An 11,802-nucleotide genomic window follows, 5' to 3' on the forward strand; every position below is an offset into this window, starting at 1 on the left:
GCCCGTTGGATGGGTCGCCACGGTCGTTGGCAGGGTCAGGGCGGTAGGATAGGGGCGGTCGCGCAGGATTTTCGCCTGGTCCAGCATTTTGCCGTAGTCGGGGCCGATCGCGGGGATAACCCAGCTTTCGGGCGCGGCGCTCGCTTCCAGCATATCCAGCATGGCGCGGTAAGTATCGAGATCGAAGTTGTAAATATTGGCATTACCGCCGTAGAGCAGGCTGGAGACGCCCCCGGCTTCGATATGGCGGATCAGTGCCGCATTGGCGGCCAAGTTCACGGTACCGTCGGCACTCATGGCGACGGGCGGCACGGCGAAGACAGAGCGCGCGATATCGGCGGGCTGAACGGCAGAGGTTTTCATCGGGAAACTCCGGCAGGGCAGCCCGATAGGACTGCCGTTGGATGGGCGCGTATGACTAGGAAGATACCGCGTTTGGCTGTAAGCTTGTCAAGACAAATAGATATGTTGTAAGACAAATAAAATCTTAACCGGAGGAAGCCTCGATGTCCGTCAAATTGCCTAAGGATCTGCGCAGTTTTCGCTGGTATGGCGTCGATGATCTGCGCTCCTTCGGGCACCGCTCACGCACGAAGCAAATCGGCTATTCTGTGGAAGATTTCGCCGGAAAGCCAGTGATCGGCATTATCAACACCTGGTCGGAAGCCAACCCCTGCCATATCCATCTGCGCCAGCGCGCCGAAGAGGTGAAGCGCGGCGTGTGGCAGGCGGGGGGCTTTCCCATCGAAATTCCGGCGCTCTCGCCCGGCGAAACCATGATGAAGCCAACCTCCATGCTCTATCGCAATCTGCTAGCGATGGAGGTGGAGGAATTGGCGCGCGCGAACCCGCTCGATGGGCTCGTGCTGCTCGGTGGGTGCGATAAGGCGATTCCGGCCCTGCTGATGGGGGCGGCGAGTATGGATTTACCGTCCATCGTCGTTCCCGCTGGGCCCATGCTGCGCGGCCATTGGCGCGGCGATGTGCTGGGCGCGGGCTCGGACGTGTGGAAATATTGGGACGAGCGCCGCGCGGGGAAAATCGGCGCGACCGAGTGGGGCGAGATCGAAGACGGTATCGCCCGCTCCTTCGGCACCTGCATGACGATGGGCACGGCCTCCACCATGGCCTTTGCCGCCGAAGCGATGGGGATGACGCTGCCGGGGGCCGCCGCTATTCCCGCGCCGGATTCCTCCCATGCCCGCATGGCCTCGGCCTCGGGCCGCTGCATCGTCGATATGGTCTGGCAGGACCGCAAGCCGAGCGACATCGTGACCCTGGCCGCCCTGGAAAATGCGGTGCGCACGGTCATGGCTTGCGGCGGCTCCACCAATGCCATTGTGCATTTCCTTGCGCTCGCCGGGCGCTTTGGTTTGCCGGTGGATCTGGCGCGGCTTGATGCGATTTCGCGCGAAACGCCGCTGATCCTCAATTTACGCCCCTCGGGCAAATATCTGATGGAGGATCTCTACTATGCGGGCGGCTCGCGCGCCGTGCTCAACCGGCTGGGGCCGCTGCTGGCGCTGGACGCGATCACGGTCAACGGCAATAGCCTGGGCGCGAATGTGGCGGGGGCCGAGGTGCTCAGCGACGATGTGGTGAAGCCACTCGATCAACCCATGCTGGCCGAAGGGGGCCTCGCCGTGCTCACCGGCAATCTCGCGCCGCAGGGGGCGGTGATTAAGCATAATTCCGCCAGCGCTCACCTGCTGACCCACACCGGCCCCGCGCTAGTGTTCGAAGATTATAACGATATGTCGGCGCGCATTGATGATCCCGATCTCGACGTGACCGCCGATTCCGTGCTGGTACTCCGCCAAGCCGGGCCTTTGGGCGGGCCGGGGATGCCGGAATGGGGCATGCTCCCCATGCCAAAGAAGCTGCTGCAACAGGGCGTGCGCGATATGGTGCGCTTGTCGGATGCGCGCATGTCCGGCACCTCTTACGGCACTTGCGTGCTGCATATCACCCCCGAAAGCCAACTGGGCGGGCCGCTGGCCTTGGTTCAAACCGGCGATCTGATTAAGCTCGACGTGCCCGCTCGGCACTTGGATCTGCTGGTTTCCGAAGAAGAATTGACAGCCCGCCGGGCAGCCTGGACCCCGCGCGAGATTATTTATCCGCGCGGTTATGGCATGCTCTACGCCCAACACGTGACGCAAGCCGACAAGGGGTGCGATTTTGACTTTCTGGAGCGGACGGCGGGAAAAGTGCCGGAACCAGAAATTCACTAGAAAAATAGATTAATTTTCATTCATTCCTGCTTAAAATACCCGTCCTTCAATAAGGACGGGTATTTTGTTTTTGGTCTATATTGAATTTTATTGGTTTTGCTTATTCGTTAATAACAAAAATTAATTTCAAATCCAGCCTCGCTTTACTGTAAACCCTGCAAGGTTGGGGTATAAAAATCCTTTCCCGTCAAGATTTTTGAGTGAGAATGTAATGAAAACAATATCGATTCGAGCGAAATTGATTCTGTCAATTCTAACATTATCGCTTGTATTAATCCTATCGTCGGTAATCGGTGTGTTGAAATTATCGGATACTCGCAATTCTCTGGATGCGGTTTTTTCTCAACATGTTCCAAGCTTCATGCTGCTTCAGGAAATAAGATCAGAAATCTTGGCGTTCAGGATTGCCGAGGCCCAGCATATTCTCGCCTTTGATTTTCAAGATACGGTGGATGCCGAAGCGGTTTTGAAACGGACCAGCACGGCGATTGAGGCAAAGATTAAAATCTATCAGACCGCCGAGTCTGAGGCCGACGCGCAACGGCGGATCGAGGGGATCCTGACCGCCTGGAAAGCGCTGCTCGACCAGAATAAAACCCTCATCGATCTCTCGGGATCGCAGCGCACCATCGAGGCCGGCACCTTGTTCCGGCTAGAGGCCAAAAAGAGTTTCGATGCGCTGTTGGTGTTGATCGATAGCGAATTGGCGCGTGCCCGCAGCATTTCCGATCAATCGGCAGCTTCGGCTGTTCAGGAAGCCGGGAGTTCGGTCGCGCTGGTTTTGGCGTTTCTCGGTTGCGCCGTTGCCCTTGGCGCGGCAGTGATCGTCTATATTCTGAAAGGGGTTTCCGCCCCGATCCTGCACATGACCCAGGCCATGCGAGCGCTAGCCCAACGGGACTATGCGCACGCCATTCCCCACCTTGCGCGGCGCGACGAAATCGGCGCGATGGCAACCGCGCTCGATGTGTTTCGCACCGAAATGCAAACCGCCGAGCGGCTAACAGCCGCGCAATTGCAGGAGGCGACCGCCAAACTTGCCCGGCAGGCAGAGATTGACGCGCTCGTGCTCGGCTTCGACCGCAGCGCCAGCGAAACCGTTGAAGCGCTCGCCGGCGCCGCGACCGAGTTGCAGGCGACGGCCCAGAGCATGACTGAAACCGCCACCCACGCCGGTCATCAGGCCGAATCGGTGAGCGATGCCAGTTTGCAAGCAAACGGCAATGTTCAAACGGTTGCCGCCGCTGCCGAAGAGTTGAGCGCGTCGATCAGTGAGGTCAGTCGCCAAGTTCAACAGTCGATGGTCATTGCCGAAACCGCGCAGAAAGATGCTGTTCAAACCGCCGAACAAGTGCGCAATCTCGCTGAAGCCGCCCAGCGGATTGGTGAGGTCGTTGGTCTTATCAATAGCATCGCCGGGCAAACCAATCTTTTGGCGCTGAATGCCACGATTGAGGCCGCCCGCGCGGGCGAGGCTGGCAAGGGTTTCGCGGTGGTGGCGTCTGAAGTCAAAAATCTGGCGGCGCAAACCGCCCGCGCCACTGAGGAAATCTCAACCCAAGTCCAGGCCGTGCAAAGCGAAACCGGGGCCGTGGTCGCGGCGATCCGCACCATCGGCGAAACCATTCAGCAGATGAACGCCATCACCGCCACCGTCTCCGACGCGGTTGCTCAGCAAAATGCCGCAACGCGTGAGATTTCCCAGAACGTGCAACAAGCCGCATCGAGCACGCAAAGCGTTGCCTTTAGCATCGCCGGGGTAACGTCGGGCGCGGCGCAAACCGGGGCGGCGGCGGCGGAAGTGCTCAGTTCCGCCGATGGTTTGGCTCGCGAAAGCACTCGGCTGCGTCAGGATGTGGAAAGCTTTCTGAGCAATATTCGCCGCGTTTAGCGGGCAAGCCCCCCCAACCTCTCAATATGATCCACCACGGCCTCAATCCCCTGGTTCTGGCGAACGGCAGTGAAGACGAAGGGCCGCGTGCCCCGCGCTTTGCGGGCATCCTGCTCCATCAAGTCGAGCCGCGAACCGACATAGGGGGCAAGGTCGGTCTTATTGATGACCAGCAGGTCCGAGCGGGTGATACCGGGGCCGCCTTTGCGGGGGATATCGTCGCCTTGGGCCACGTCGATCACATAGATCGTAAGGTCGGCCAGATCGGGGGAGAAGGTCGCCGCGAGATTATCGCCGCCCGATTCGATCAGGATCAAATCGAGGTTCGGAAAGCGCTCGCGCATTGTGGCGATGGCGGCAAGGTTGATCGAGCAATCTTCCCGAATGGCGGTATGGGGGCAGCCGCCCGTCTCGACCCCCATTACCCGCTCTGAGGGGAGCGCCTGCATGCGGATGAGCGCGTCCGCGTCTTCCCGCGTGTAAATATCATTGGTGATGGCGACCATATCGTAACGGTCGCGCAACGCCCGGCAGAGCGCCGCCGTGAGGGAGGTCTTGCCGGAGCCGACGGGGCCGCCAATGCCAACGCGTAAAGGGCCGTTCGGCGAGGGGGATTTGAGCGCGGTCATGAGCGGAACAACCTTACATGCTGGGTTTCATGGGCGAGGGACGCTAGGTCCGACGCAAAACAGGCACCGCCGAGATCGTCGAGGTCTCCTGAAGCCGCCTCGTGAGCGGCGGTTTTCAGGGCGGGCAAGAGGTCGGCCAACACCCGTTGCCCGTCGAACTGGCCGATAACGCTGAGGCGAATGGCGGCGGACATCAGGTTACTGCAAAAGCCGAGGGCGTAAGCGTCGAGCGTCGGCGCCAATGGGATGTTCCGGTCGGCGGCGGCGGCCCCCACGGCCACGGGATAGGCGAGGCGGTTGGTTTTCATCAGCAGGGCCACACTCGGCACGTCCCAGGCGGCGGTACAGGCCGCGCCGAAGCCTCGGCCCTGGGTGAGCGTCTCTAACTGGCGTTCGGCCCCCGGTTGCAGGGCGGCGGCAAGCTCGGCGACGGCGGTAAGGCGCGCGGTATCCTTCGCCTGCCCGGCCTGCCAGGCTTCGGCGAGCAGCAGCAGATCGTTGCGCAGCGACCCCGAGGTTGCCAAATCGGTCAGCCACGCGCCAAGGCTTGCCCGGTCGGAAACGATCCCGTCGTCGACCAGCTTTTCCAGCCCGTGACTGAAGGCGAACCCGCCGACCGGAAAGGCGGGCGAGAGCCAGAGGAAGAGTTCCGCCGGAAAGGCTGCCACGTCAGTCGTGCGAATGGGCGTGGTCATCGTTATGCGCATGCCCGTGGGAATGGGAGTGCTGCAACGACGCCTGCCCGCCGTAAGCGCCGCCCTCCGGCTCGAACGGACGGATCACCTTATGCACGTGCCCGCCGAGGCCGTGGATCATCTCCGCCAGCACATGATCGGGCTGAATATAGATCGCATCGTCGGTGAGTTCGGCGGCGATGTGGCGGTTGCCGATGTGCCAGGCGATGCGGGCGAGGGCGCGCGGGCCGTGAGCGTGGATTTCCAGCAGCGCTTCGGCAGCGGCTTTAATCAGAATAATCCCGGTTTCGCCCGTTACCGCATCGCCCTCGGCCAAATAGGTGGCTTCCGGCAGATCGAGCAAAAACTCAACCCCCGCGTCGCTGGTCAGCACCACGCGGCGGCGGTAGCGGGACTCGCGGTCCAGGGTGATGGTATTGGCGACGGTCGCAGGATCGAAAGACCCGCACCGCAGCACTTCGGTTGCACGCTGCATGAACCCTCCGTGAAAGAGTTAGGGGCGCGGCCCCTAACAACCCCGGTTAAGGGGCTCAGCCCCTTAACAATCCCATTTACAATACTATTCTAACCCCTTTCCGGCGAGTTCAAGCCCTCGTGGATTCTCAAGGGGCCGCAGCCCCTTGAGCGGGGTTGGGGGCCGAGCCCCCTAGAACAAGAAGTATCTTTGCGCCATCGGCAGTTCTTTTGCGGGCTCGCACACCAGCAACTCGCCATCGGCGCGGACTTCGTAGGTTTCCGGGTCGATGGTGATGGTGGGCGTGGCGTCGTTGAACACCATATCGGCTTTCGAGATCCCACCGCGCACGTTTTCCACCGCTTCAACGCGCTTGGACAGGCCCAGCTTTTCCTTTACGCCGCCGTCGAGCGCCGCTTTCGAGACGAAGGTAATGCAGCTTGCGGTTTTGGCCTTGCCGAAGCTGCCGAACATCGGGCGGTAGTGGACGGGCTGCGGGGTGGGAATCGAGGCGTTCGGGTCGCCCATCGCCGCCGCCGCGATCATGCCGCCTTTGATAACCATATCGGGTTTCACCCCGAAGAAGGCGGGCGACCAGATCACGAGGTCGGCAAGCTTATCCACTTCGACCGAACCGATATGGCGGCTCATGCCGTGGGAGCGGGCGGGGTTGATGGTGTATTTGGCGATATAGCGTTTCGCGCGGAAATTATCGTTGCCCTGCGCGGCATCGTCCCCGAGCGGCCCGCGCTGCTGCTTCATCTTATGGGCGGTCTGCCAGGTGCGCAGGATCACTTCGCCGATGCGGCCCATCGCTTGACTGTCGGACGACATCATGGCGAGTGCGCCGAGATCGTGCAGAATATCCTCCGCTGCAATGGTTTCTTTGCGGATGCGGCTTTCGGCGAAGGCGAGGTCTTCGGCAATGCCTGAATCGAGGTGATGGCAGACCATGAGCATATCCAAATGCTCATCGAGCGTATTCACCGTAAAGGGGCGCGTTGGGTTGGTGGAGGAGGGCAGCACGTTCGGCAAGCCCGCGACGCGCATAATATCCGGCGCATGGCCGCCGCCCGCGCCCTCGGTATGGAAGGCGTGGATCGTGCGGCCTTTAAACGCCGCGATGGTATCTTCGACGAAGCCGCTTTCGTTGAGCGTGTCGGAGTGGATCATCACCTGCACGTCGTATTTATCGGCAACCGCAAGGCAACAGTCGATGGCCGCAGGGGTCGTACCCCAATCCTCATGCAGTTTGAGCGCACACGCCCCCGCAAGCACCTGTTCTTCCAGGGCATCGGGAAGGGAGGCATTGCCCTTGCCCGCAAAGGCGAGGTTCATCGGGAAACTGTCGGCCGCCAGCAGCATGCGTTCGATGTGCCAGGGGCCGGGGGTGCAGGTGGTGGCATTGGTGCCCGCCGCAGGGCCGGTGCCGCCGCCGAGCATAGTTGTGACGCCGGACATCAGCGCCTCTTCAATCTGCTGCGGGCAGATGAAGTGAATATGCGTATCGATTCCGCCTGCGGTGACGATCTTGCCCTCACCGGCAATAATCTCGGTGCCAGGGCCGATGATAATCGTCACATCCGGCTGAATATCCGGGTTCCCGGCCTTGCCGATGGCGACGATATTCCCGTCTTTCAGGCCGATATCGGCTTTGACGATGCCGGTCATCGCGTCGAGAATGAGGGCGTTGGTGATGACCGTATCCACGGCCCCTTCGGCGCGGGTCATTTGCGACTGGCCCATGCCGTCGCGGATCACTTTACCGCCGCCGAACTTCACTTCTTCGCCGTAAGTGGTGAAATCCTTCTCTACCTCGATGATAAGGTCGGTATCGGCGAGGCGCACCTTATCGCCCACGGTGGGGCCGAACATATCGGCATAGGCGGTGCGGGAAATCCGGCTGGTGCTATTGCGCGACGACGGCGCGGCCCCCGCCGGCGGCAGGCTTCCCATCACGGCTTGGCGGAACCCGAAGGCGCGGCGTGCGCCCGCGACTTCCACCAGCGTCACCGTGCGCGCTTGGCCGGGCTCGAAGCGCACGGCGGTTCCGGCGGGGATATCCAGGCGGAAACCGAGGGTGGCCGCGCGGTCGAACACCAGGGCCGCGTTGGTTTCATAGAAGTGATAATGGCTACCGACTTGCACCGGGCGGTCGCCGCTATTGGCGACTTCCAGGGTGATCGTCGGGCGACCAACATTCAGCTCAAGCTCGCCCGCCTTGGGGGTGATTTCGCCGGGGATCATCATCAACCTGCCACGGCGAGCGCAACGCCCGCAATCGCTGCCGCCGCGCCGGAGAGCCGGGCGAACAGCGCGCGCTTCTGCCCGAGGCCGACCCCGGCGATATGCAGCGCCGCAGTGGAAATCGCAAAGCCAATCCCGAAGCTGAGGGTCGAGGCATCGCCCACTTCGCCGCCGTGGGCGTAGCCGTGGAATAGGGCGAAGAAGCCGACCAGCACCGCGCCCACCCAAGCTGGGGTTTTCACCGCCAGCGCCGTCAGCAGCCCGAGCACGATCACCGAAGCCAAGATGGTTGGCTCAACAAAAGGAAGGGCCACCCCCGCCAATGCCGCGCCGAAGCCGACTGCCATGCACGCGACGAAGGCTATCGGCATCGCCCAGACCGCCCGCCCACCGATAAGCGCCGACCAGAGGCCGACTGTGAGCATCGCCAGCAGATGATCGAGCCCCGTCAGCGGGTGGCTCAACCCGGCGGCCAGCGAGCCATGCGCCACGGGATCGAGATGGGCGAAGGCGGGGGTGGCTGCGGTCAGGGCCGCGAGAAATACTAGGAAACGGTTCATGCTGAAAATCCCTCGCTCAACGGATCGGCTGATGGACGGTGACGAGCTTGGTGCCGTCGGGGAAGGTCGCCTCGACCTGCACATCGTGGATCATCTCAGGGATGCCTTCCATCACCTGATCGCGGCGCAGCACCTGCGCCCCGGCGCTCATCAGATCGGCAATACTGCGCCCGTCGCGCGCGCCTTCCACGACGAAATCGGTAATCAGCGCAATCGCTTCCGGGTGATTGAGCTTTACGCCGCGCTCCAGGCGGCGGCGGGCGACAATCGCCGCCATTGCAATCAGCAGCTTATCTTTTTCACGCGGGGTCAGGTTCATCTAAACGCTCCACACACGGGGTAACGGGCGGCCCATCAACAACGGCGCGACGCTGGCGAAAACCTGGGCCAGCGGCTCCAGCCGGTCGGCGAGGCCGCGTAAGATCAGCATATCATCCCAGGCGCTGGCGGCGACCCGGCAGGCGGCTTTTTCTAATCTTTCGCGCACAGGACCGAGAAGATCGGCGGCACCCGGCAGCGCCGCCATCAACACGCCCGCGACGCAAGCGCCGCCCGCAAGGCCGGGCCGGGCGAGCTGGGCCTGAATATCGCCCTCGATGCGCACGCTATCGGCATAGATCAGTTTTCCGCCGCGCGTGACGCGCCAATGATCCCTAAGGCTGCCTGCGGTCATCGTCTCCCCGGAAGCGGTGCGGCCAAAAACCAGCATTTCCCCCGCAACGAAACGGGCATCGGCGGCAAGCTCAACGCTCATCCGCCGCGTTAGCCGGGCGCGGTCAAACAGGATTGTACCCTGCGGCAGCCACGCCAATGCTGCGCCGTCGGCCACGCTCAGGCTTACATTCACCTGCGTGTCGTTCGAGTCGAGCGCGCGATAGACCCGTTCCGCCGACTGCGAGGTAATGATGCCTTGGGTTCCGGCCTCGGCGCACACCGCAAGCTGAACCTTATCGCCGCCGACCATACCGCCGCCGGTATTGACGATAACCCCTTCAAACCCGTGATCGGAGCGCGGGCGCATGAGCCGATAGCCGCCGCTTTCATGCAGCGTGCCGATGCCCGTGCCGCGCGCGCCGCAAACGAGGCTGGCACGAATGCCGCCGTCGACGCGAACGCGGCCAATCGGCGTTACCGCGCGCGGAAGTTCAGACAGCAAGATGGCGGCGGACATCCGTTTCGACCATTTCAGCGCGTTTGCCCGCGAGCACCACTTGCCCCCGGTCCATCACAGCGTAGCTGTTGGCAAGGTCGCGCGCGAACTCGAAATATTGCTCCACCAGAACAATCGCCATATCGGTGGTTTCGCGTAAGAATTCCAGCGCCCGGCCAATGTCCTTGATGATCGACGGCTGAATGCCCTCGGTCGGCTCGTCTAGCACCAGCAGCTTCGGGCGCATCACCAGGGCGCGGCCAATGGCGAGCTGCTGCTGTTGCCCGCCCGATAGATCGCCGCCGCGCCGCCCGAGCATTTCTTCGAGCACCGGGAACAGCGCGAAGACGCTGTCGGGAATGTTCCGCTCCTTGCGCGGCAGTCCAGCAAAGCCCGTTTCCAGATTTTCCTTTACCGTCAGCAGCGGAAAAATCTCGCGCCCCTGGGGGACGATGGCAACGCCTTGGCGGGCGCGTCGATAGGGCGGGAGTTTCGAAATATCCTCGCCGTTCCACAGAATCTTCCCGCGCGCGATGCTCTGTTGCCCAACGATGGCGCGGAGCAGGCTGGTTTTGCCGACGCCATTGCGCCCGAGAACGCAGGTAATCTGCTTCGGCACGGCGGTAATCGACACGTCGCGCAAGGCTTGGGCGGCACCATAATAAAGATCAATATTTTCGACACTCAGCATGGGGCGCTCCTATCGACCGAGATAAACTTCGACGACGCGCTCGTTGGACGAGACTTCATCGATGGTGCCTTCTGCCAAAACCGCGCCTTCGTGCAGGCAGGTCACGGTCACACCGAGCATGCGGATGAAGTGCATATCGTGTTCCACCACCACGACCGAATGGGTTTGGGCGATATCGCGTAAGAGATGGGCGGTGTCTTCGGTTTCGGCGTCGGTCATCCCGGCGACGGGCTCATCGACCAGCAGCAGCTTCGGGTCTTGCGCCAGCAGCATGCCGATTTCCAGCCACTGCTTTTGCCCGTGGCTCAGCGCACCGGCGATCCGATGGCGATGATCGATCAGTCGAATGCGCGTCAGAATCCCGGCGATTTGCTCGTCGGTGATGCGGTTGCGCGCACCGAACAGGGCGGAGCCGGGGGTGCGCGCGCCTTTCAGGGCAAGGCGCAGATTATCGGCGACGGTCAGGCTTTCGAACACGGTCGGCTTTTGAAATTTCCGCCCAATGCCGAGGTTGGCGATAGCGGTTTCATCCATTTTGGTGAGGTCGTGAAGACCGCCGAACATCACATCGCCGGTATCGGGGCGGGTCTTGCCGGTAATCACGTCCATCATCGTGGTTTTGCCCGCGCCGTTGGGGCCGATGATCGCGCGCATTTCCCCCGGTTGCAGATAGAGCGACAGACCGCGCAGGGCTTTATACCCGTCGAAGGAAACCATCACGCCGTCCATATAGAGCAGGCTGGCGGATACGGGAACGGTGACACTCATCGCGCGCTACTCCGCCGCCGGGGCGGTTTTAGCCGCCGCTTTTGTTGCTTGCCGTTTGGCCCAAAATTCCTTGACGCCGCCAACAACGCCTTTCGGCAAGAACAGCGTTGTGGCGATGAACAGCCCGCCGAGCATGAACAACCAATAGGGGGCGAGCGCGCCGGTCGTGAAAGTCGTCTTCATGAAGTTGACGATGAGCGCCCCCAAGGCCGCGCCGATCAGCGTACCCCGGCCACCGACTGCGACCCAGATGACCGCTTCGATGGAATTAGCCGGGGCGAATTCGGACGGGTTGATGATCCCCACCTGCGGCACATAAAGCGCGCCCGCAAGGCCCGCCATCGCGGCGGAGACGGTGAAGGCCACCAGCTTATAATGTTCTACCCGGTAGCCCATGAACCGCGTGCGGCTTTCAGCGTCGCGAATGGCGATCAGCACTTTACCGAAGGTGGAGGTGACGAGAATCCGGCTCACCCAATAGCA

General features: G+C 61.9%; 11 protein-coding genes and 3 pseudogenes. 2 read left to right on the plus strand and 12 right to left on the minus strand.

Annotated features, from left to right (window positions below; translation table 11 throughout):
- Positions 1-363: pseudogene (locus ACIQ36_RS13105) on the minus strand (dihydrodipicolinate synthase family protein); the annotation flags it as partial.
- 143 nt (positions 364-506) lie between these two features.
- Here ACIQ36_RS13105 and araD point away from each other — a divergent pair.
- Both araD and ACIQ36_RS13115 read left to right on the plus strand, forming a co-directional pair.
- On the plus strand, positions 507-2,234 hold the full coding sequence (gene araD / locus ACIQ36_RS13110; RefSeq protein WP_395829961.1) for an L-arabinonate dehydratase: 1,728 nt from the start codon (positions 507-509) through the stop codon (positions 2,232-2,234).
- 211 nt (positions 2,235-2,445) lie between these two features.
- The gene (locus tag ACIQ36_RS13115) at positions 2,446-4,125 is read left to right on the plus strand and encodes a methyl-accepting chemotaxis protein (RefSeq protein WP_395829963.1); all 1,680 of its coding nucleotides are present in this window, start codon (positions 2,446-2,448) and stop codon (positions 4,123-4,125) included.
- Here the strand turns inward: ACIQ36_RS13115 and ureG are convergent.
- The 11 genes and pseudogenes from ureG to ACIQ36_RS13170 form a co-directional block, all read right to left on the minus strand.
- Positions 4,122-4,754 (minus strand): urease accessory protein UreG, encoded by a 633-nt coding sequence (ureG, locus tag ACIQ36_RS13120; protein WP_395829965.1) that lies wholly within the window; start codon positions 4,752-4,754, stop codon positions 4,122-4,124. The genes ACIQ36_RS13115 and ureG overlap by 4 nt on opposite strands.
- Positions 4,751-5,449: an urease accessory protein UreF gene (locus ACIQ36_RS13125; RefSeq protein WP_395829967.1), complete on the minus strand. Its 699-nt coding sequence runs from the start codon at positions 5,447-5,449 to the stop codon at positions 4,751-4,753. Before ACIQ36_RS13125 ends, ureG begins: the two co-directional genes overlap by 4 nt.
- A complete protein-coding gene (locus ACIQ36_RS13130; protein ID WP_395829969.1) occupies positions 5,424-5,924 on the minus strand; it encodes an urease accessory protein UreE in 501 nt (166 codons plus the stop codon). Before ACIQ36_RS13130 ends, ACIQ36_RS13125 begins: the two co-directional genes overlap by 26 nt.
- 171 nt (positions 5,925-6,095) lie before the next feature.
- Positions 6,096-7,859 carry an urease subunit alpha gene (gene ureC / locus ACIQ36_RS13135; RefSeq protein ID WP_395829982.1) on the minus strand — a complete coding sequence of 588 codons (1,764 nt, stop codon included), beginning with the start codon at positions 7,857-7,859 and terminating at the stop codon, positions 6,096-6,098.
- Positions 7,848-8,150, minus strand: a pseudogene (locus ACIQ36_RS13140) (urease subunit beta); the annotation flags it as partial. The gene ureC and the pseudogene ACIQ36_RS13140, both read right to left, overlap by 12 nt.
- Positions 8,151-8,152: 2 nt before the next feature.
- On the minus strand, positions 8,153-8,710 hold the full coding sequence (locus ACIQ36_RS13145) for a HupE/UreJ family protein (protein WP_395829971.1): 558 nt from the start codon (positions 8,708-8,710) through the stop codon (positions 8,153-8,155).
- A gap of 16 nt (positions 8,711-8,726) precedes the next feature.
- Entirely contained in the window at positions 8,727-9,029 is a 303-nt protein-coding gene (locus ACIQ36_RS13150; RefSeq protein ID WP_395829973.1) for an urease subunit gamma, read from the minus strand.
- Entirely contained in the window at positions 9,030-9,881 is an 852-nt protein-coding gene (locus ACIQ36_RS13155; RefSeq protein WP_395829975.1) for an urease accessory protein UreD, read from the minus strand.
- Positions 9,856-10,551 carry an urea ABC transporter ATP-binding subunit UrtE gene (urtE, locus tag ACIQ36_RS13160; protein WP_395829977.1) on the minus strand — a complete coding sequence of 232 codons (696 nt, stop codon included), beginning with the start codon at positions 10,549-10,551 and terminating at the stop codon, positions 9,856-9,858. Before urtE ends, ACIQ36_RS13155 begins: the two co-directional genes overlap by 26 nt.
- A gap of 9 nt (positions 10,552-10,560) precedes the next feature.
- Complete coding sequence (gene urtD / locus ACIQ36_RS13165) at positions 10,561-11,319, minus strand: urea ABC transporter ATP-binding protein UrtD (RefSeq protein WP_395829980.1); 759 nt, start codon at positions 11,317-11,319, stop codon at positions 10,561-10,563.
- 6 nt (positions 11,320-11,325) lie between these two features.
- Positions 11,326-11,802: pseudogene (locus tag ACIQ36_RS13170) on the minus strand (urea ABC transporter permease subunit UrtC); the annotation flags it as partial.

Source organism: Elstera sp. (assembly GCF_044372965.1).
Taxonomy (GTDB): Bacteria; Pseudomonadota; Alphaproteobacteria; order Elsterales; family Elsteraceae; genus Elstera.